19 protein-coding genes are annotated in these 21,124 nt (G+C 59.2%); 13 read left to right on the forward strand and 6 right to left on the reverse strand.

Going from position 1 to position 21,124, the window contains the following annotated elements:
- Window positions 1-21 precede the first annotated feature (21 nt).
- From BMW75_RS09975 to BMW75_RS09985, 3 genes are all read left to right on the forward strand, one after another.
- A complete protein-coding gene (locus BMW75_RS09975; protein ID WP_139208518.1) occupies window positions 22-1,155 on the forward strand; it encodes a hypothetical protein in 1,134 nt (377 codons plus the stop codon).
- 7 nt (window positions 1,156-1,162) lie between these two features.
- Window positions 1,163-2,905, forward strand: coding sequence for a conjugal transfer protein TraN (traN, locus tag BMW75_RS09980; RefSeq protein WP_092578951.1), 1,743 nt, complete (start codon window positions 1,163-1,165; stop codon window positions 2,903-2,905).
- An 85-nt stretch (window positions 2,906-2,990) separates the two neighbouring features.
- Complete coding sequence (locus BMW75_RS09985) at window positions 2,991-3,575, forward strand: hypothetical protein (RefSeq protein WP_054470992.1); 585 nt, start codon at window positions 2,991-2,993, stop codon at window positions 3,573-3,575.
- A gap of 87 nt (window positions 3,576-3,662) precedes the next feature.
- On the opposite strand, the gene BMW75_RS09990 is transcribed toward BMW75_RS09985, so the two are convergent.
- Complete coding sequence (locus BMW75_RS09990; protein WP_092578953.1) at window positions 3,663-4,448, reverse strand: DUF4942 domain-containing protein; 786 nt, start codon at window positions 4,446-4,448, stop codon at window positions 3,663-3,665.
- Window positions 4,449-4,734: 286 nt separating this feature from the next.
- Between BMW75_RS09990 and BMW75_RS09995 the strand changes: the two genes are divergently transcribed.
- The 4 genes from BMW75_RS09995 to BMW75_RS10010 are packed head-to-tail and all read left to right on the forward strand — an operon-like array spanning window position 4,735 to window position 8,282.
- Window positions 4,735-5,751 (forward strand): ParM/StbA family protein, encoded by a 1,017-nt coding sequence (locus tag BMW75_RS09995; RefSeq protein WP_039883491.1) that lies wholly within the window; start codon window positions 4,735-4,737, stop codon window positions 5,749-5,751.
- A 2-nt stretch (window positions 5,752-5,753) separates the two neighbouring features.
- Window positions 5,754-6,353, forward strand: a complete 600-nt coding sequence (locus BMW75_RS10000; protein WP_092578955.1) for a hypothetical protein — start codon at window positions 5,754-5,756, stop codon at window positions 6,351-6,353.
- 4 nt (window positions 6,354-6,357) lie between these two features.
- Complete coding sequence (locus tag BMW75_RS10005; protein ID WP_092578957.1) at window positions 6,358-7,092, forward strand: hypothetical protein; 735 nt, start codon at window positions 6,358-6,360, stop codon at window positions 7,090-7,092.
- Complete coding sequence (locus BMW75_RS10010) at window positions 7,089-8,282, forward strand: tyrosine-type recombinase/integrase (protein ID WP_254791977.1); 1,194 nt, start codon at window positions 7,089-7,091, stop codon at window positions 8,280-8,282. Before BMW75_RS10005 ends, BMW75_RS10010 begins: the two co-directional genes overlap by 4 nt.
- 36 nt (window positions 8,283-8,318) lie before the next feature.
- Here the strand turns inward: BMW75_RS10010 and BMW75_RS10015 are convergent, their stop codons facing one another.
- Both BMW75_RS10015 and BMW75_RS29070 read right to left on the reverse strand, forming a co-directional pair.
- A complete protein-coding gene (locus BMW75_RS10015) occupies window positions 8,319-9,038 on the reverse strand; it encodes a class I SAM-dependent methyltransferase (protein WP_254791978.1) in 720 nt (239 codons plus the stop codon).
- Between the two features lie 109 nt (window positions 9,039-9,147).
- On the reverse strand, window positions 9,148-9,483 hold the full coding sequence (locus BMW75_RS29070) for a hypothetical protein (RefSeq protein WP_139208519.1): 336 nt from the start codon (window positions 9,481-9,483) through the stop codon (window positions 9,148-9,150).
- Window positions 9,484-10,353: 870 nt separating this feature from the next.
- On the opposite strand from BMW75_RS29070, the gene BMW75_RS10020 reads away from it, so the two are divergent.
- Complete coding sequence (locus tag BMW75_RS10020) at window positions 10,354-11,526, forward strand: two-component system sensor histidine kinase NtrB (protein ID WP_092578959.1); 1,173 nt, start codon at window positions 10,354-10,356, stop codon at window positions 11,524-11,526.
- Here BMW75_RS10020 and BMW75_RS10025 read toward each other — a convergent pair.
- A complete protein-coding gene (locus BMW75_RS10025; RefSeq protein WP_092578961.1) occupies window positions 11,500-11,961 on the reverse strand; it encodes a response regulator in 462 nt (153 codons plus the stop codon). The two genes, BMW75_RS10020 and BMW75_RS10025, sit on opposite strands and share 27 nt — an antisense overlap.
- Before the next feature lie 294 nt (window positions 11,962-12,255).
- Here BMW75_RS10025 and BMW75_RS10030 point away from each other — a divergent pair, with 294 nt between their 5' ends.
- From BMW75_RS10030 to BMW75_RS10045, 4 genes are all read left to right on the forward strand, one after another.
- The gene (locus tag BMW75_RS10030; protein ID WP_092578963.1) at window positions 12,256-13,644 is read left to right on the forward strand and encodes a transposase; all 1,389 of its coding nucleotides are present in this window, start codon (window positions 12,256-12,258) and stop codon (window positions 13,642-13,644) included.
- Between the two features lie 543 nt (window positions 13,645-14,187).
- On the forward strand, window positions 14,188-14,970 hold the full coding sequence (locus BMW75_RS10035; protein WP_092578965.1) for a bestrophin-like domain: 783 nt from the start codon (window positions 14,188-14,190) through the stop codon (window positions 14,968-14,970).
- Window positions 14,971-14,978: 8 nt separating this feature from the next.
- Window positions 14,979-15,962 carry a hypothetical protein gene (locus tag BMW75_RS10040; protein ID WP_092578968.1) on the forward strand — a complete coding sequence of 328 codons (984 nt, stop codon included), beginning with the start codon at window positions 14,979-14,981 and terminating at the stop codon, window positions 15,960-15,962.
- A 124-nt stretch (window positions 15,963-16,086) separates the two neighbouring features.
- Entirely contained in the window at window positions 16,087-16,356 is a 270-nt protein-coding gene (locus BMW75_RS10045) for an H-NS histone family protein (protein WP_092578970.1), read from the forward strand.
- A 71-nt stretch (window positions 16,357-16,427) separates the two neighbouring features.
- On the opposite strand, the gene BMW75_RS10050 is transcribed toward BMW75_RS10045, so the two are convergent.
- Window positions 16,428-18,449: an alkyl/aryl-sulfatase gene (locus tag BMW75_RS10050; RefSeq protein ID WP_139208520.1), complete on the reverse strand. Its 2,022-nt coding sequence runs from the start codon at window positions 18,447-18,449 to the stop codon at window positions 16,428-16,430.
- A gap of 86 nt (window positions 18,450-18,535) precedes the next feature.
- Complete coding sequence (locus BMW75_RS10055; RefSeq protein ID WP_175493138.1) at window positions 18,536-19,321, reverse strand: hypothetical protein; 786 nt, start codon at window positions 19,319-19,321, stop codon at window positions 18,536-18,538.
- Window positions 19,322-19,988: 667 nt separating this feature from the next.
- Between BMW75_RS10055 and BMW75_RS10060 the strand changes: the two genes are divergently transcribed.
- Window positions 19,989-20,999 (forward strand): helix-turn-helix domain-containing protein, encoded by a 1,011-nt coding sequence (locus BMW75_RS10060; protein ID WP_092578972.1) that lies wholly within the window; start codon window positions 19,989-19,991, stop codon window positions 20,997-20,999.
- Window positions 21,000-21,124 lie beyond the last annotated feature (125 nt).

The raw sequence follows: 21,124 nt of genomic DNA on the forward strand, positions 1-21,124 counted from the left end.
CTCGTCGATCGGGGGGAAGTGATGGAAGCAAAGGCCGTTATGCGAAAGGTTGTGCTGGGTGCGTGCTTGCTCGCGGCCAGCTGCGGTGCGCATGCTCAGATCGGACAAGCCGCTCATGACGCAGGTGTTGCGTTCGGAAAGGCGCAACGGCAACAGGAGGGAACGTCGTCGATTAGCGAGGAAACCGCTTCGCAGCTGCCATTCACGAAGAAGGACGTCAAGCAGCAGAGCGACTACCAGGGAGGCTATGGCGACATGATGAACATTGGCGTCGGGCGCATCACCCAGAGCAAGACGTATTCGGGGGGAACATGTGACCGAGAAGGGTTCGATCCAGTGGAGAGTGCCAAGGCATATCTTGCTCCGGGCCAATGGGATCGAATGAGTGCTGAGCAACGACAGAAAGCTGTATCCGATCAAGTGAAAGTGTTTGACCAAGAGTGCGAGGGAATCAACTTTCTCGCCGGCGAGTATCGCGGACGCGTAACTGTCGAGCCTTGCAATGATCCATTAGATCCGGTGTGCAACTTCGGGCCGCCTCCCATCTCGGACGACTCGACTGGAAAAGGTTGCGAAACGCGCGTGGTGACGGAGCCCGACGAATACGCGACAGAGAATTGCACAGAAGCCAACGTGATCGCGGAGAAGTCATGCACCGAGGAACCCACGGTCCAGATCTACTATGACCAGGTCCTGCCGGATGCGGAGTATGTCCGAGTGGTGGCAAATTCGAAGGCCCCCGATTGGACGATAACCGTCAATCCGAAGCAGGGTTGGGCTGATGTGACGGGCTACCACGTTCCGATCGGGACGCACTGGGAGACGTGCAACAGCGGCGGAGATGCCGGCATGGACTATCCATGCGAAGTCACCGACTTCGGGACGAAGACCGAGCGCATCTCGATTTACGGCGCTCAGACGGCGATGACGCAGGGGTATCGGTGCGGTGCAAACGGCAATTGCGGCGAGTGGTTTGTCGTTTATTCACAGGTCATTGACCAGTGCACATTCCGCTTCAACAACTATCACATCAGGGGCGGCGCGGGGTATCCCGACATCCATGATTACTCTCAGTACAACTTCTGCGTGCCGGAGCGCCGAGTTTCCGTCCAGTGGAACAACAACTGCTCGGCCCTTGCCGCAGCAGTGAAGTGAGGCTTCTATGCGTCTGATTTCGACCGTATGGATTGCCGCGGCATGCATGGTGCTGTTGCCGGCGGCCGCGACGGCCGCCAAACATCCCTTCGATCACCCGACGGTCCCGTTGAGATGCGAGGTCGGTGAAGTCTGGGAGTCGCGGTGTCAAGCAACGACGACCAACGAGCAGGGCCAGACGGTTTGTACCGCCGATGGAATGGTGGAGGCATGTTATCCGATGGCCATGCGGGCGAAGGCGACTGCCATGGCTGCGTCGGCGGCCGCCAGTCCTCCCATTTCTTCTTGCCCAGGTAACACCATCCCAGAGCGGCAGTGCGTCAGATACATGACCAAGGACGGCGTATCGGTATGCAGCCCCGACGGTTGGATCGACGCTTGTGTCGATCCAAGCAAAGAAGCGGGCCAGACAGGCGTGAAGAGCTGCGAGCTCAACCGTCGAGTGTGCGTGGACACTTCGCCCTCCAAGGTGATCAACAGCTATGAGGTGACTTTAGCCGAGGTGGGTGGATGCTGGAAATGGCAGCGGGACTACACGTGCATCACCGACAACATTGCCGATACGTGCCAACCATTGCGCGACAGGTCTGAGTGCACCGCATACACGCGTCAGTGCATCACGGACTTGCCAGGCATCGGATGCGTGGAATACGAGATGGAGTATCGGTGCTTGGTCAAGCGGGGTCAGCAGCGCGAGTACGAATACTGCGGCGATAACACGATCTGCATTGGCGGCATCTGCTTCGAGTCGGGGTGGGAGCCGGACGGCGATTTCGCACAAGTCGTAGCTGACATGGAAATCGCGCGCCAAATTGGTGTCTATAACCCCGACGGCCTTGATATCTTCGGCGGCGTGGGCGAGTCGTGTCGCTCAGCGCGAGGGTTCGGTCTCAAGAACTGTTGTACGAAGAAGGGCGGCGCAAAGTCGAACAACGCTTTCGCCACTGAACTGTTCTCCGCCGCCGGTGGCGCTGCGCTTCGATCGGGCTCGAAGTATGTTTTCGACATGCTGTATGGCTCATCGGACGCGGTAGGCTGGCTCTCAAGCGGTATGGGCTCGATGGTCACCAATACCAGCCAAGCCGCATCTGAGGGCATTGCCAACTGGCTAGGCAGTGGCCCCAGCTTTGGGATGTACGGGGTCTCCATCGGAGGTACAGGAGCGTTCTTGGGCACTCAGGGTTATCTGCTCGCCGGCGGCGCCGGCACGGGTTTCCCGGCGTTGTATTTCAACCCCTATGCGCTTGCATTCGCCATCGCCATGCAGTTCGTCATGGAAGTCATGAGCTGCGATCAGAAGGAAATGGAACTGGCGTTGAAACGCGACGCGGGGCTTTGTACTGACCGAATTGGTTCTTGGTGCTCCAAAAAGGTGCTGGGCGCCTGCGCGACGCGCAAGCAGTCTTACTGCTGCTACAACTCCAAACTTGCTCGGATCATCAATGAACAGGGGCGGGCGCAGCTTGGGAAAGGCTGGGGCGACGAAAAGGATCCGACCTGCGATGGGTTCACGCCGGCCGAGCTGGAGAAAATCGACTTTTCTCAGATCGACCTGTCCGAGTTCTTGGTAGACGTCATGGCCGCTGTGGAAACGCAATACGCCCAGTTCGACCTGAACAAGGCGAAGTCCGGGACCTGGACGGAAGATGCGGTCGCCGCCGGTTGCCGTAAAGCGCTGGAGGCGGTCGGCGGAGATTGGACCCGTATGCCAGACGGCGACTGCAAGAAGGCCCTGGGTGTTGCTCCCTAAGCCACCATCAAATGTAAACGACCGTATGTCAATCGGTTGCTGTACTGAAAAGTTTGATACGATTTGACATACTTTCGGAGGAGCTATGAAGCGGTTTATTTTCTCGTTTTTCCTGGGGTTGACACTCGTCGGATGCGCCAACACCAGTGTGCAGGTGAAGGACGGCAAGGAGTATGTCGCCGGGGCGCCTGTGGTTGCTAAGGGAACCATGGTCGACATTCGCGTGACCGAGAAGGATGGCACTGTCACCAGCCTTGCGAGAGCTGCTGGTGATATGGTCGGTGACGCCGGTATTGGAGCAGCTGCGACCGCCTATGCTGGAATGTCGGTGGGCCAGGGCTCGCTGGCCCTGGGGGCAGTAGGCATCATCGCCGATCTGATCACCGCAAGCACACGTGGAGCGCCGCCCGTGATTGTGGTGGCCGATGCTGGCAAGACGGTTGCTGAGGTACCGGTCCCGGGAGAGTATTTGGAAATGATGCTGCGCATTAACTGCATCGATGTCGGCGACCAGGTTGTAGTGGCAAAAATGCCGGCGGGAGTGTTTGGCCAGGCGCCGTACCAGGTGTATAACGCCGACCCCGACTTGCATCGTGGTAGTGATCTGCGGCCATCGTGCAGCACGCTGAAGGAACGAAAGCGCTCGGCCGCGGCTAACGGCGCGGGATAGCCGGAGGCAAGCCTAAAACGCCCGAACCATTCGGTTCGGGTTTTTTTTGCCGAAAAAAAACCCACGGCGAGGCCGTGGGTTGGTGTGTCAGCGCGTGTCGGACGCCAAGGCGTTCGGATAGCGCGCCGCAAGAATTGAATTCAGCTTGCCAATCAAGTCTGGTCGCTTGAAAGTGACATGAGCCGATCCTTTCTTGTACCAGCGAAGTGCGAAGTAGTCGGTTTCCGCACTCCATTCCTTTCCGTAGATCTTGCTTCGAACGATAGTGCCGATCGACTGCCGGTGGTCGGGCTCTGGCTTGCCGTCCAAAACATAGAGCGCACGTTCCAGGTCATCGAGCTGATCGCAGTTCCGAGGATATGCGCCACCCCAACGATCAGACTGAAGGATGTAGCTTAAGACGATTCGTCGCCCAAACTTGAATGGCTCGTTGGTCTTGTAGTTCCAGCTCAGCCGCCGGAAGATCTCGACTACTCCATTCTCGAACATCTGTTGCCGATTGTCGTACAGCTGTCCAAAGGTGGAGGCAATGACATCCACGGTAAGAGGAGGGATCTCCTCTTTGTTCATCGCCTCGGCCCACCGCTGGCGGGTTGCGGAGTCCATAAAAGTGCGGATTCCGCTTTCCGCCATCAGGTACTCCCAGCCGGCTTTATCGATCCATCGTTCAACATTCCCGAAGTCACCCGTCAGGAAATTGCCCGAGAAACCATAGCGGCCAGGGGAGAACATGTCCTCGACGCAGCCAAGATGCGCAGCGCTCGCGATCTTGCGTGCCTCTTCGATCAGGTCGCGAGCTGAGCGCAGACGTTGCAGTACTGCTTCTCGCTGGTTCAACAGATTGCCAATGCTGACGCTTTTCACCAAGTCCATAACTCTCTCCAAAGTAGGTTTTGTCGCAATGCGACGGCTTCCAAGTGGAGAAAGGGTGGTAATCATGAGGCGGTGGAGGACGCAATTCGCAACTTCATCGGTGCTGGCGCGAGCCGCCGGCCTGCCCTCGCGAGGCTGCCATCGTTTTGGATTGTGCAATCCATTTCGACGCTCAAATCGTTTTTTGGCGCGCGCTCTTGTAGCCGCTTGCATCGATGCCTAGGATTCGCTCATTGGTGCAGTGTGTACTGCCCATTGATCAATGCCACCTGAGGAAATTTTGCGCATGAATCGTACTTGCATTGGATTGGACATCGGCCGCAGCGCCGTCAAAGTTGTTTCTCACGCTTCCGGCCTGTTTGATCGGTTCCTCTTCCCGTCTGATGTGTGCGAAGCATTCCACATCGCCGACGAGGCTACGGCCGCCGAAGCTGCGAATGAGACGGTCGCTGTCGAAGGGCGGACCTACTTCACTGGCGAGACCGCTCGTCTTCAAGGCGGCCGCGGAACGAACATCGGAATGGACGATGACTGGATCGAGAAGCCTGGCTACAAGGCGCTTGTAGCCTCCGCCCTGGCGCGGCTGAAGGCCAGAGGCGTAAAGGGCTTGGAGGATGCGTACATCGTGATCGGATCCCCCTCCAACGTGTTTGACCATCAGAAGGACAAGCTGGCGGAGATCACTAAATCGGTCGCCGGCACCGACGTCAAGGTAATCCCCCAGCCCGCCGGCGCCTATTTCCAACATGTCCTCAATCCGAGCGGCATCCCTGTGAAGGAGCGCTTCTCGGGTGACGACGGTCAGCCGCTGTCCTGGGCAGTGATCGAGATCGGACATTTCACGACGGACTTTCTGCTCGTTCGAAATGGTCGCCATATCGCGGGAGCTTTCGGCAGCTGCGATGGCATGGGATCCTCGGTCAAGCGGCTGGCGGCAATATTGGCCGACCGGGGAATTCGCGTTGGCGATCGAGAATGCCATGCTGCGTTGATCGCCGGCTCCGTGAAACACTTCGGACAGAAGGTCGACGTTACGAAGGATGTGGCTGAGGCGGTCCGTCCTGTTGCGCAGCTTATCCTTGCAGAGGCGGATACGCTCCTGTCGCGCGAGGTATCCACGCTGGACGGGGTGTTGCTGGCGGGCGGCGGCGCCGTGTTCCTGGCTGAAACCCTGAGCGAGAAGTGGCCGCACACGATCCTGCTGGAGGAGCCTCGCATGGCTGTTGCCAACGGTTTCTGCCGATTTGCTGTCGGCCAGTTGAAGCAGCAAAGTGCGGCTCGGACGTCTGTCAAGGCGGCTTGACTATGCCACGCCACCAGAAGATCTACGACCCGGACGAGACTGAGCGGCGCATGCCGCTTATCGTGAGGGAAACGCAATGCCCGGGCATGCTGCGCTTCCTGGCGGCGTTGCCCTACCGGCAGGAGACGCCCCTCATTCGAGGGGTGTTGTATCAATGGTTCCTGCACCATCTCGAACAAGGTACGCTGGATGCCGCCGTGCAGGCTGCCCTAAGTGGGCCTGGCGGTCTGCAAGCTGAGACACGACGGCCGGCACTCAGATCGCCGCAGCCGCTGGGAACGCCGGCATTTGACATCGAGGCGCTTCGGTCGGGCGCGGAAGTCGGTGCTGTTTTCCCACCGGAGGAGAAGGGGGCGGCGACAGGTCCTTTCTCCGCTGCCAAGACGCAACCGCCCGCCAGGCCGACGCCAGTGGCGCCGGAGTCTCACTCCATCACCGCACCCCCAGTATCCGTCGTTCCGGCGGTGGTGCCTGCGAAGGACTCGGTGGCCTCGGCACAAGGAGGCGCTGGCGAGTCCGAGCGCATAAACCCGAACGAAGGCGACGCGCTGTCCGACGCCGAGCGTGCGGCGCTGGCGCAAATGGGCAACATGTTTGGCTAGAAACATGTCCGGTCGGAGAGAGTCGCTGCTTTCAGATGAGCAGGTTCGCGCCATTACCTCGGGCCTCGGGCAACTGCCCGATGCGCAGGTGCAGGGAAACGAAGCCTACCTGGTCGCGTTCATAAGATTGTCCTACAGCGCCACTGGCCGCCTGCATGGCGCTGGCACCTACCGATCAATGCTGAAGGCATTCGGTGCCCCGTTTTCTCCCTCGCAATCGACGGTACACGCGGCCAAGCTGAAGGTGGAGAGCGAGATCGCAAGTGGATACTCAGGCCTGATTGCCACTGAGGGCAAAGCCGATACGCGGCCCTATGCTGCTCGTGTTGCACGCCCTGATGCGGGCGAAGCACGAGATCCGGCTATATCCGCGCTCGCGGTGCAACTGTCTCACCAACGAGCGCGTATACAGCACTTGGAGACGGACTGCGCACGGATGAGGTCAGAGTTGGCGATCGCAATCCAGGAGCGACGCGCAGCCGAGGCAGCGCTGCTCGCGGTCAGGGAAGTTGCCGATCAGCTGCTTATGAGGAACGGCGAGCTTGGGGCGGCCTTGGCTCAGAATGCGCGATTCTCAGAAGGGAATAGGTTGTTCGCGCTCTACGCAATTGAGCAGTCCAGAGGAGAGGCTCGCCTGCTGAAGGAAACACTGGATTCAGTGCAGGCCAAAAGAGTGAAGGAGCGCGAAATGCTTGAAGCCTATCGTCGTGCGGCCACCAGTGGTAGGGCTGCCGAATGAGCGCAGATATCGTTGTTGGGGGATCGGACGGTCACTCTGTCCTGGGTGTGGTGACCGATGACTGGGCGGCAGCTGAGGTCTGGCTCGCGACTCTGAAAGCGCGCAACCCGCCCGTGAGTCCCCGTACGTTGAGCTCATATCGTTCCGAGATGGTTCGGCTGAGATGGTACTGCGAGAAGTTCAGTGTGGTTCAGCCGGGCCGCTGGACACTTCAGGATGTGCTGGCATACCTCGATTTCCTCCGGACTCGCGCATCACAGCACATCTGCCGTCGCCGTTTGCCTCAGCACGACAGTGCATGGACGCCCTTTCGAAAGCCTTTAGGACCGACGTCGGTGTCGCATGCGCAGAAGGTGTTGCATGCGCTCTTCGTGTTCTGGTTCCAGACCGGACATGTGAAGCAGAATCCGATGGCTGGACTGGGCGGCGGTGCACAGCGTGCAGCCCCGACACGCCACGCGGTTCCGCCTGACCTAATAGACACAGTCATCGGGCTCATGGATAAGCGGGATTATGTAACCCTCGTGGCGCGACTAACGTATGCCAGAAACCGATTTTTGATCCAGCTTATCGAAGGGGTCGGCTTGCGTGCCTCGGAGGTCGTGCTGGCGAATATGGGCGACTTCGAGCTCATGTCCGATCCTCGATCCATGAAAACGTACTGGTCGCTTCTTGTGCGTCATGGCAAAGGAGGATACGTCGACCGTGTGCCGGTGCCCTATGCACTCATCGAGCAGCTTGGAGCGTATAGGCAAGCCTTCGGACTGCCGCCCGCACCGCAACCTGGCGAGACGACAGCGCTCGTGTTGTCTGGGCGAACGCGCCGGTCGGACAATGGCGTTCGACCATCGGTCCGAGGGCGTCGAGGTGCGCTTCAGTGGGGCGAGGTACGGCGTCGCGCGACGCTCTGGGACATCGTGAAGAAGGAGTTCGCCGAGTGTGCAGAGTATCTTGATGGATTAGGAAATACTGCCGACGCCGAGTTATTGCGGCGGGCGTCCACTCATTGGCTACGCCATACATTCGGTAAGACGCAACTGCTGGCGGGCCGAGACGTGAGATTTGTGCAGAAGCTGCTCCGCCAGCGTGATATAAGATCCACAATGATTTACACGGAGCTCGATTTCTTCGATATGGCTCGCGGCTTGGAGCCTGGAACAGTTGAGGTTCCGGAGCGCTCAACTTCTTAGGGGCGGGCTGGGCCCGCTGCTGGCCAGCCACGGTTGTCATCTTTGCGCGGTGACAACCAGCCAGCGTCCATAGAGCGATTGCTTGCTGCCCGCCTGAGTCCAGTAATCGCGCTCCTCCGCGGTATCGGCAGCCGCCGCCTTTCGGCGGCAATACACTTCGCCTGGCCATCCTAGCAGCCGTTCGAGCGGTCGTTTCGGCTTTGGCTCGTCCACGTCATGCAGTTGCACATTGCGGAAGCCGCTTTGAGTCAGGATCAAGTGCAGCTGTGGGAACGAGAAGGGGAAATAGGTGATGTATTCACCGCGCCTTTTTCCGTACATGGGGCTAAAGCCTGAGTGGAACCCCCGCAGAAAAAATTGGCCTCGCGATCGGGCGTGCCAAGTGTTGGGCGTGGTGATGACAAGGGTACCGCCAGGCCGCAGCGCTGCCCTAAAGCCGGCCAGGGCCGTACCGGGGCTCTTCAGCAGGTGTATTGCTTCGCCGCAGACTACGGCGTCATACCCCTGGAGCGCAGCTGGCAGCGGCTCATCCAGGTCGTGCTCTTGGACGCACCTGTAGGCAGGCACAGCGTCCGGATACTCCCAAAGGCCAAGACCGTCGATAAGCGCGGCCGGTTCAACACGAGGTAGTTCGTTGCCCAGCCAGCCGTGGCCGCACGGAGCGTCAAGCACGACCCGCGCCGACCGCTCCTTCAGGATATCGATCACCACGGGGTGATATGGCTTCCTTTTGGTATGGGGAAGGAGCTGGGTCACGGTTGTCGTCCTCGCATGATGTCTATGAAGACGAAACCCTAGCACGAACTCATTTTGTGGTGGGTGCAAATAAACCTTATGTATGCCACCTTATTTTGCAAGGCCGTCGTCATTCCTGCGTATCGTGCCGGCGCTTCTGCGTCCGCAGCGCCGTGGATATGGCGCAAGCAGAAACGTCGCCGCGGAAAGCCGGTGGCGGCATGCCGACCGGGAAGAGGTTTTCTGCCGCCGCCGAGCGCTCTGGATTCACGTGCGGGGAGGTACGGCCGTACCGCTCGAAATCGCGTACCGTACATTCCTTCATGTAGGTACGGTACGGAGGGATCACAGCTTGCGATGGCAACAGTCCGCGTATGTAGGTGATTTTCTGGGAGAATTTCGGAACTTCAGGCGGGTGAGCGCACGTAAAACCGGCCTCGATCCGCTGCCTGGTGACTTGCGTCATTCCCCGCGTGGCCTATCGCAGGCGTTCTGCCTGTGGAGATTTGATTTTGTGTCTCAACTTCAAACGGGGCCGCTATTTGTTCGGCATGGAGCCCTTGCTCGTGGCAGGCGACCTGAGCTTGTCCGGCACACTGCTGGCGTGGTCTGGTATCGGCCATGCGGCCACGCCCAATACGCTTGGCTGCATGGCCTCCCCGGGCTTGGACTGCGTTGGCGACAGGCCGATTTCGACCCGTAGAGGTCATTCTAGAATTCAAGTAGCGGGCGCTCAAGCAAGGCCGCATGCAAGTTGCGGCACTCCGATCTCCACATTTGGATTGCTTCGTCTGGCAAAGCAGTGTGCTTCACGCAACCTGATTGTTAAGCAGGCCCTGTCGGCAGACTATGGGGTCTTTGCTCCCAACAGGAAAGAATCATGGCACCACCTTTTACCGCAACAGTGCGCTAAGAATGGGGCATTACCAGGCGAGGGATCGGGCAAATAAGGCCATGGATCTGCTGAGCATCTCGATGCCGCCTTCGACAGATTCTCAGCACTGAATCCCGCACAGAAATACCGGTCAGGACGCCGGCGCTGGTCGTTTTCAGACAATGCGTTCAAACCTGGGCGTGCCCTTGCGCCTTCGGCTGCGGGTCGGGCCATCGCGCTTCGCGTTGAGCCTGGCAAAAAGGCGCCACTCTCCCCTTCTATTGCGGGGCTTCCGTCCGTCCGTCCCTCACTGCGGTCGGCTCACGCCTTCGCGGCTGTCGGCGCTGCGCGCTCAAGCTTGCCAGTGGCCGGCCCGCGTCCGGGCGTGCATGCGGCGCTTTGCGCTTTTCCGCTCGAAGCACAATAATAAAACGCCCAACACCGCATAGGAGGGGCTGTCCCATGAGCGCCGTTGAGCCGACTCCAAATGGAGCTTCTCACCCACACAGCTTGATCGACGTGGACGAGGCGCGCCGCTACAAACTTCTCGTAGAAGCGGTGCTGGACTATGCGATCTTTCTCCTCGATCCGGACGGGTTCGTGGCGACGTGGAATGCAGGCGCACAGCGCTTCAAAGGCTACGATGCATCGGAGATCGTAGGGAAGCATTTCTCGCGTTTTTACACTAAGGAAGATCGTGCCGCTTCCATCCCGGAGCGCGCGTTAGCAACTGCCGCTACGGCGGGGCGTTTCGAAGCTGAGGGATGGCGAGTCCGAAAGGACGGCACGCGCTTCTGGGCAAGCGTTGTTATAGACCCTATCCGAACTAACGAGGGTCATCTGATCGGCTTTGCAAAGATCACGCGAGACATCACTGAAAAACATCTTGGCGAGAGTCAACTTCACACCGCACAGCAAGCCCTGTATCGCGCTCAAAAGATGGAAGCGTTGGGACGCGTGGCGGGGGGGCTAGCGCACGACTTCAACAACTTCTTGACCATCATTAGCGGTGCGGCGAACCTGTTAGAGAACCCGGCGCTGACGCCGGAAAATCGCCAACGCTACGTCAGGACGATCGCTGATACCGCCCAGCGCGCGTCCCAGCTCACCAAACAGATGTTGGCATACGCGCGACGTCAGCCTCTGAAACCGGCGAATTTCGACACGCGTTCATGCGTCGAGGGGATGAAGAAGCTTTTTGAATCCACGCTGGGTTCGTCGATTCGGTTGCAATATGAGATATCGTCCGAGCCATGTGTTGTATGTGCCGACATGAGCCAACTGGAAAATGCACTATTGAATTTGGTGATCAATGCCCGTGACGCCATGCCACTCGGCGGAAACTTGAAGATATCTGTGGGCAGCGCCGACTCCCATCCCGATGGTCGAGGCGGAGCGATAAGCAGCCCGCTTGTAGCAATTTCAGTCGCGGACGATGGCGAGGGTATCCCAGCTCCCGTGTTAGAGCATATCTTTGAACCGTTTTTCACAACTAAGCCGGTCGGAAAGGGGACGGGCCTCGGACTCAGCCAGGTGTTTGGGTACGTTAACCAGTCGGGCGGCTATCTTGATGTGACCAGCGCTCCCAACAAGGGCACGACGTTCACCCTATTTTTCCCTAAGGTTTTTTTGTGAGCGGCGTTCGGCCTCGCAGTCTGTGGCCATCCCGGGCGCACTTTTTGATGAAGCGAACAAGATTTCTAGATGCTGAAGGATTTCTCCGGCTTGCCAGGGCTTCGGCATGAACCTCGTCGAAGGGGGCAGTGTCTCCGTCACCGGCAGATAGCGTCCGGATGTAAGCAGCACCGCAATTCCTGGCATTCCTGCCACTATCCGCCGAGCTAGCTCGAGACCATTTAACGTGCCGGGCATCTCAATGTCGGTCACTACCGCGCGGATTTCCGGGCGTTCGTTCAGAATGATCAGCGCCTGATCTGCGGACGCTGCTTCGACCACGACGTAGCCTTCAGTCGAGAGGATCTCTGATAGGAGCCATCGCGCTGTTGCATTGTCGTCGACCACTAGAACCGTATTAGGCGTGCCGGTAATCGCCGATTCGGTGTCGGTCATTTCTTTATCCCTGCTTCGTAAAATTAACGTGATGAAAGAGGGGTCAAGAGGCGTGAAACCGGCGATTTCTGGTGATTTTGGCGCTGGCTTGCAGGCGTACGAGCCCTTGCGAGTACTTTTCAGTCAGCAAGTACCATTCCGGCGCACCGAGTTGCATGGAAACCCCAGCCGAGGGCGCCGGCTCGGCGTACGGGAGGGAATGTCCGCTTCTGGCCGATTCTGTTGAAAAACTCGCGGCCGTCTCTGTCGTCTGGCAGAATTTGCAAAGCGCCAACGAGTTCGGAGAGCATCGACATGATGGGTCATCAAGCGAGCGGGCAAGAGCGGTTGTTCTACGCTTTCAACCTTGAAGACGTCGTTCCGCCGACCCATCTTCTTAGAGCCATCGATCGCTGTCTGGATCTGAAGGAACTCCACCAACACCTGGCGAAGCACTACAGCCATACGGGCCGTCCGTCCATAGACCCCGAACTTATGATCCGTATGCTGATCGTTGGGTATTGCTACGGCATCCGCTCCGAGCGTCGTCTGTGCGAAGAAGTTCAACTGAATCTTGCATATCGATTGTTCTGTCGTCTCGGCCTCGAGGATGCAGTGCCCGATCACTCGACCTTCTCCAAGAACCGACATGGACGTTTCCGCGCCAGCGATATTTTCCGCTGGTTGTTCGATGAAGTGGTCCGCCGTTGCATGGCTGCGGGCCTAGTCAAAGGCGAAGGCTTCGCTGTCGATGCCAGCGTCGTGGCTGCTGATGCTAGCCGCCAGCGCGGTGTTCCTGCCAGTGAGGCCACCGACTGGTCGAACCCCGCACTCAGCACGCGTGCCGTGCGCGAGTATCTCGAAGCGCTCGACGACGAAGCGTTCGAACAATCCGTTCCCCGGCGAATCTCGCTGACCGATCCGCAGTCACGGTGGACGGCCGCCCCTGGCGGTCCCGCATTCTTCGCTTATTCGACAAACTATCTGATCGATACCGAGCATGGCGTGATCCTCGATGTCGAAGCCACCCCTGCACATCGCACCGCAGAAGTGGACTCTACCAAGACGATGGTGGATCGTGTCGAGGAACGATTCGACATCATCCCTGATCGACTCATCGGCGATACCGCTTACGGCACGGCGCCGATGCTGGCGTGGATGGTGCAAGACAAGGGGATAGAGCCGCACGTCCCCGTCTGGGACAGAACCCAGCGCAAGGACGACAGTCTATCGAGCAGCGACTTCGAATGGGATGGCGAGGCCAACGAATACCGTTGCCCCGAGGGCCATGCACTGCGCAGCGAGCGGCGCATGTTCAAGATAGAACGCACTCACGTCACCAAGGCGGGCACCGTAATCTACCGGGCCAGCAACACGGACTGCGGTAAGTGCGCGATGAAGCCCCGATGCTGCCCCAATACGCCGATGCGCAAGATCGCTCGCAGCATTCACGAGGATGCACGCGATGTAGCCAGGCGTATCGGCGCCACCGTGCAGTACCAGCGCTCACGTCACGAACGAAAGAAAGTCGAGGTGCTGTTTGCACACCTCAAACGTATTTTGAAGATCAACCGCTTGCGGCTACGCGGACTTACTGGTGCAGCAGACGAATTCACGCTTGCAGCAGCCGTTCAAAACCTACGTCGTCTCGCGATGCTTACCTCGCCGGGGCCACCGGTTCAGGGCACAGGTGCGCCCAGTTGAGGCGAAACCCACCGATTAACAAGGCAACCGGGCATCAGTACCCGGTTCCAATCGAAAAAATGGCGAAAGCCGCCAGGTCATCGGCCTTGTAAGCGCGACAAATCGCGACGCGCAATCGAGTTTTTCAACAGAATCGGCCGAAAGCAGTCGCTCGCTTAATGCTCTGGCTCGCCGCCGTCTCAGGGTACGTGGGTAGGCAGGAGCCGTTCTGAAGTGCCGAGATTACTCATTGATTGCCCCTCGGCGCAGCTCACTGCCTGGCATGCGAGCAATAGCTCCGAACGGCGCATCCGGGGGCTTAGCAGCGGGCCAACAGTAGGAACCGCTTTATGAGATTTCGTTTTTTGGATAGCACGATTTCGAGTTTGGAACTATTTTCTGTGCTCGAACCGAGAGCGCTGGCTCCAGTCCTTCCCGAGCCTGGGTCGGGACCATGACCGTGACAACCTCGACCAGGTGAGCTCGGTGAAGGGGTAAAGCGGGGTAAGGTGTCCTAATGAAGTGAAGACGGCCTTCAAATGAAATGATGCACAGGGTGATTGAATGAATTACTCTTTTCTCCTTGCTGGGCTGGCTGTCGTCTTCTTTAGCCTTCTGTTGATTGCGATTCAACTTGGAAAGAGGTTGGGACGCGATGCCGATGAGAAAAGCGGCGCAGGTGCCACAGTCATTGAAGGCTCGGTCTTCGCTCTACTAGGGTTGCTGGTGGCCTTTACGTTCTCCGGCGCCGCCCAGCGCATGGCGGAACGCCGCGATCTATTGGTCCAGGAGGTCAATGCGATCGGAACCGCCTGGCTGCGCATCGACATGGTCAATGCGGGCGACCAACCCCGGCTGCGCGATCAGTTCCGGCAGTATGTGGATCTGCGCATTGACTACTATCGCAATGTGGCCGACCTGGAGCAGCGCGATACGCTCGCCGCGAGCATCGGGACATTGCAAAAGGAAATATGGAGCACGTCGATGCAGGCGGCACGCGTGAGTGTGCCGCCTTTTGCCGTGTCCTACGTCGGAGCGGTCAACGATATGTTCGACGTCGCATCCGCTCAGACCGTGGCGCAGAAGGTGCATCCGCCCGTCGCGACCTATGTCTTCCTGGGTTTCCTGACGCTCGTTGCGGCCGGCCTGGTGGGATTGAACCTGGCGTCCTCCAAGCGTGGGACCTTGCTGCACCAGGTGATATACGCGGTCGTCATGACAGCGGCGCTTTACATCATCATCGATTTCGAGTTCCCGCGGATCGGAACCATACGCATTGATCAGAGCGATGCCTTGCTGGTGGCGCAGCGACAATCCATGGCCGATCCCGCAGGTGATGCCAAGTAGGAGATCTCATGGAACCGGGAATCCCGCGATTGCCGAGGAAGATCGCCGTCCGCCTCGGCGCTTGCGTGTTCGCCGCTGCCTGCAGCGTGCCCGCGGCGGCGTGGGGCCAGCAGGGCCTGCGGTTAAGCAAGGACGACCTGCAAAAGCGCGCTAACGGCGTGCTGGCGCTGATGTCGTTTTCCATTGTTCCCGACATCACGACGAGTTCGCTGAACATAGGCAGCGGCGGCGGCTCGACCACGGGTTCGAACGAGTTCTTCATGACGCAGCTGGGCGGCGGCGACACGATTTCCGATTCCGTTCCAATCTATCTGGAGGGCGTGCTGGCGGCCAGCCGCTACGACCCCACATTCATCGCCACCCAGGGCGCGGAAACGCGCCGCATTCCGACGAAATGGAACAGCGTGTCCGCCACTGGCGGCATAGGCTGGGATTTCAAGCTGACCGACGAACTCAAGTTGCGTCCCATCTTCAACTTTGCGCTGGGCAATGTGACCAGCGATCTGCGCGCGGCCAGCTGGTACGTGGGGCAACGCACTGGAAAGGACATCGACTTCCTGGACCGGGGCTCCCTGAATGCCTACGGCCTGGGCGGTTCGATCATGCTGGACTACGAGCATTACCGTCCGGGTTACGAGGTGGATGTGGAACTCCGCTATTCCGATATCCGGCTGCAGAGTTTCGACAGCTCGGCGGCGGTAAGCGGCAATGCCGTCGCCCAGTCCGCCAATCTTTGGGCACGTTATCGCGCGCCCACGGGCATCGTCATGCTGCAACGGCCGTTGCGCTATGTACTTGAGCTGACGCATTCCGAGTTCCTGGGCGACCAGAAGGGGATCCTCGGCTTCGACCGGCTGACTTCCGTGGGCGCGGGGCTGGAACTGGATTCAAGCGCCTACAACGTATTCATCACGCGGACTCGCCTGGTTGGACGCTACGTGTTCGGCAACAACGTATCCGGCTTCTCGGTGGGGCTCGCGGTAAGTTTCTGAGGCGGGCCGCACGTGCCGTCATCGATGCGAAGAGGCACGCGCCAGGATTTTGCGTTTTTCGGATAGCGCGCCGGCCACGCGCGGATTATTTTGCTTATCGCAAGGTCCAGACCGGATTGAATCTATGACGCAAAACTACCGGCAGGTCAAGGCGCGCATACGCAGCCTCGAGGTCGAGGCGGAGCGCTTGCGTCGTCAGGAGTTGCAGCGGGTGCTGGCCGACATGCGCCAGAAAATCCGAGAGTACAAGATCACACCGGAACAATTGTTCGGTCCCGATCTTTCCGATCTGGTGCGGTATCGTCATCCGGACACTGGGCAAACCTGGAATGGCATCGGACGGCCGCCGAACTGGATCAGGGGCGAAGACCGCAGCCGTTTCCTCGTGGATTGAAGGCGCTTTATGCGTAGAGTGCGGCGGAATTCTCGCCCGAGGGGCCGGCATTGGCGCCGGCCCCTCCCTGCTTACGGCGTCACGATGTTGAACCAGAACTCGAAGTTGTCGAGCGAGGCGAACATGTCCGTGATCTTCTGCTGATCGCCGCTGACCTTCACTTCGCCCTTTGCCAGGGCGTCTTTGAGCGTCGTTTCCTTGAGCATCATGCGGTTGAGCGTTTCGCGGCTGAGCGTCATGCTGGCCGTCGGCTCCTTGGACTGCTTGCCTTCGGTATGGTTGAGCACGCTGTTCACCATTTCCAGCGTGTACTTCTGGTTGGTATCGGTGAAGTCCAGGTTGAGAATGACGTGCTTACCCGCGGCTTTCTCCCGGTTCAACCGCACCGCGAAATAATCGAAGAGCATGTCCAGCGTCATCGCCCGCACCGTGTCGGGACTTGCCGTGTCCGGAACAGGCAGTTTCTGCACGCCTTCGCGCAGTTCTTTGGCCCCGGTCAGATAGAAGTTGCGCCACGGCCCGCTTTCGGCCTGGTATCCCATCTGCTCCAGCGCGTCAGCCTGCAGGTTCTTGGCTTCCTGGTTGTTCGGGTCGGCGAACACCGCGTAGTTCACGACTTCGGCCACCCAGCGGTACTCCCCTTTCTTGTAATACTCGCGCGCCTTTTCCAGGATGGCGGGGATGCCGCCCATCATGTCCACATAACGCTTGGACGCATCCTGGATTGGCAGCGTGTGCAAGGTTGCGGGATTGCCATTGAACCAGCCGAGATAGAGCACGTAGGTGGCGCGCACGTCGTGGTTGACGGAACCGTAGTAGCCCCGGTTCGAGAACTTGGTGGCGATGGCCTCCGGCAGCTTGACCTGCTCGGCGATCTCTTCCTTGTTGTAGCCCATGTTGGCCAGCCGCAAGGTCTCGTCGTTGATGTAGCGGTACATGTCCCGCTGCATGCCCAGCTGCTCCTGGACTTCCTTCTTGCCCCACACCGGCCAATGGTGCATGGCGTACATCACCTCCACATCGTCGCCCCACAGCGCCAGCGCCTCGTTCAGGTACTTGGACCATGCCAGCGGGTCGCGAATCTTGGCTCCGCGCAGCGAATAAGTGTTGTGCAGCGTGTGAGTGGAGTCCTCGGCGGTGTTCAGCGCCTTCTTCTCCTTGATGTAGTACAGCATCTCGGCGGGCGCCTCGCTGCCCGGCGCGTACAGGAATTCGTACGTCAGTCCGTCGATCGTGCGCTTCTCTCCGGTCTTTTCGATGATATCGGTGGGCGGAATGAGGGTGACCGTCCCGGCGGAGGTCGTGGTGCCCAGGCCGGCGCCGACCTGGCCGGTCGGGCTGGGGGGCAGGAGATTGCCGTACATGTAGCTGGCGCGGCGGCTCATCGCCGTGCCGGCCATGACGTTTTCCGCGACCGCGTGCTCCAGAAAGCCCAACGGCGCATAGATTTTCACCTTACCCGCCTTGACGTCCGCTTCATCCACCACTCCGCGCACGCCGCCGTAATGGTCTACGTGACTGTGCGTATAGATCACCGCCACCACCGGCTTCTTGGGACGGTGCTGGTAATAGAGATCCAGCGCGGCCTTGGCCGTCTCCGTCGAAATCAGCGGGTCCATGATCGTAAGGCCTTCCCTGCCTTCGACGATCGTCATGTTGGACAGATCATAGTTGCGCACCTGATAGATGCCGTCCGTGACCTGGAACAGACCCGAAATGTTCAGCAACTGGGACTGCCGCCACAGGCTGGGATTGACGGTGTCCGGGGCCGGCGCGCCCTCCTTGATGAAGTCGTACTTGGTGGGGTCCCATACCAGGTTGCCCTCGGCGCCCTTGATCATGCCCGCCGGCAGCGGAGCGATGAAACCCTTGTGGGCGAGTTCGAAGGAAGTCTTGTCGGAGAATGGAAGCTCCTTGAGAAGCGCCGCATTGGCGTCCTTGGTTGCGGGTTCCGCCGGCTTTGGAGTGGTCGCGGCCCAACCAGGGAGGGCAAACGCCAGCGCCAATGTCAACGCCGTCACGGCCGGCGCGAAGCGCCGCCGCTGAGCGGACAACGGAGTAGGGGACGGTACGGCACGAGCAACTTGCATCATGATGTCGACTCCAGACAAAACCAAAAAAAACCAGCCGTGAGCACGGTATGGTCGCCAAACAGCAGGGCCTTGCAGGGCCCGGGACTTCAGTTCAGGAACTGCATATTCAGCCCCAAGTAAATCTGCCAATCGGGTTGCCCCGGCCCCCGGCTGGCTGCGGAAAATTGGGGTTCGATAAAAAGGTTGTAGACCGTTTTTTGGCGTTTGAAGACCTGGCCGATGCCCAATCCCACGGGCACGCTATAGCCGTCGTTCTCCAGGTTGTAGGTCCAGATGGGAGCGGCACGCAGATAAGTGCCGCCGCCCAGTTGGTACATGGCAAACGGCTGCAGCGCCACAATGTCGGCGTCCTCGCGGCGGCCAGATCCGGCAAAGCTGCTTTGCCACGACAACAGATAGCCGTACTGGAATTTGGGCGAGCTGGCATCGAACAGCACATTTACCAATCCAGCGGACCATTTCTCGCTGCCCACGGTTTTCTTGCTTGCCGTTGGGGCGGTAATCTGCGGACCGATGCCAAAACTGACCGACGGATTTCCCGTGTCGATCAGATAAGCGGAGAAAATATTCAGATCGCCGATTCCGGTTTCATGATGACTATCCACCGGAAAGGAATTCACGGGTAGCGAGGCGCGCATGAGCCAGTTGCTTTCACCTCCGGAGAATGGCTGGGCATAACGCATCCAAAACTGGTTGGCGTTCTTTCCCGTCTCGGTCTGCCTGCCTACGTAGTAATTCTGGATATTGAAGGCCGTCATGTTGGCCAAGGGATTGTTGGCCTGCGCAGCCGCATCGTCCTCCTGCCCGGATGCAATCGACCAGGGAACGGCCAGAAGCAGCGCCCAGGCAAGTTGTTGCAACTCGTGCTTCATTCCTTGCTCCACCTATGGAGATTAGTAAAGATACGACACACCGCTGTCGGATCTTTGCAAGAAAACGGCTTGGAGAATTCTGGCCGCTTTAAAGCCTACTTGGAAATGGCGACAAATCAATCGCGGATATACCTGACTTGCGTGATTTTTCTGGGATTATGTGGCTTTGATACATAAAGATTCGCGAAAATATATTTAGCAATATTTGTGCGGAATTATTAAAAAAGCTGTACAGCGGCGACCCCGTTTGACAAGATTGTGCCGTCCTGTGTCAGTTGCCACTTGCTGATCCCTTGCTGGGAAATCGTTATTTGAAGCACCGACCAGGGCCGCATTCGACGTTTTGCCTACTCTCTACGAATCTTTAGAGGTGAAGTATGTGGCAACAATATTCGTATACGGCAACAACATTTATCCCGGTCCTCTTCTTGACTGCGGAATCCCACCGCCATCGGCCGCGAACTCCGCGGCTGGCGTTTCCCTGCTTTTCCACTGCACATAGTCTGGACTCGCCGAGCGCCATTCCTCGGTGATGACCTTGCATTCGACTCGATCTCGTTGCGCATGGACTCATCCATTGAACACAGGGGTCTACGGTGAAAAGTAATGGCAAGCCGAAACAAGCGCTATCCAGAAAACGAAATTCTCAAGCGCAGGTGGGGTGACGATGGAGCTAGCCTACTTCCGACATGTCTATTCCGGATTCGAGCCTTCCCAGGCTTTCGACGTCATCACGGGGGGAAGCTTCGAGCATCGCCTGCTGTCCTCCCAGCGTGCAACGATGGAGCACCAGCGCCTGGGCCTGGGCGCGATGCGCCTGGAGACCGGCAACTATGACTTTCCCGTGGTGGCGCTGGGCTCGATGCCCAGGGATGCCATTTGCATCGGCTTCGTGGCCGAGGGCATCGAGACTGCGCGCTACAACACCGTGCCCTTCGCTCTCGACGAAATCCAGGTATATCCCGCGGGCGCCGAATTGCTCTACCACGCAGCGGGTCCGTCACGCTGGGTGACCCTCACTATCGGGCTGGAGACCCTGCAGCGCGCAGCCTTGGCGCGGGTAGGGCGTCCGCTCAAGCTAGCGCAGCGGTTCGCCCAGTCCGTGCAGGTCGCGCGGGGTGACCGGCAAAGATTGACCTGTCTTACAGACGATGCCATGGCGGTGGCACGCCGCCTGGAACCTCTGGGCGGCATGTCCCGGGCGCTGGCCGATGAAGTCCAGGCATCGCTATTGCTCGGGTACGTCGATGCCCTGGCTGTACAGACGGCGCCGTCCGCCAATTGGGCGCAATCCACCGCTGGCCGGCATCACCACCTGATCACAGCCTGCGAAAGACTGGTGCTGAGCGGGGATGAAACCGATATCGCCTTGCGCGAGGTGGCGCGGCGCAGCGGCTACAGTCAGCGCTCGTTGGAACTCATTTTCCGGCGCGGGGTGGGAATGACGCCGGGGCGCTGGTTCCTGACTGCCCGTCTCAACCGCGCATTGCGCGATCTGCTATCGGGCGACGAGGCCTGCACCGTCGCGTCGGTCGCCATGAAATGGGGCTTCCGTCACATGTCCAGGTTTGCCGGCGCTTACCGGGCGGCATTCGGAGAATCGCCCAGCGAGACCTTGCGGCATGCGCGGGAGCGCTGCCGTGGCAACGGAGCAACCGCCTTTTCGCAATTCGGATAGACGTCATCCTTTTGGGGGATTTAAATCGCCCTTGGACCGGGGGGGCACCGTTGCGGCGCGCAAACCCGAGCATGGCAGCCAGATGATGTTGTGTAGGTCAAGCAGGCCGATCTCCACCGGAGGTG

The organism is Achromobacter sp. NFACC18-2 (assembly GCF_900108985.1).
Taxonomy (GTDB): domain Bacteria; phylum Pseudomonadota; class Gammaproteobacteria; order Burkholderiales; family Burkholderiaceae_B; genus Achromobacter.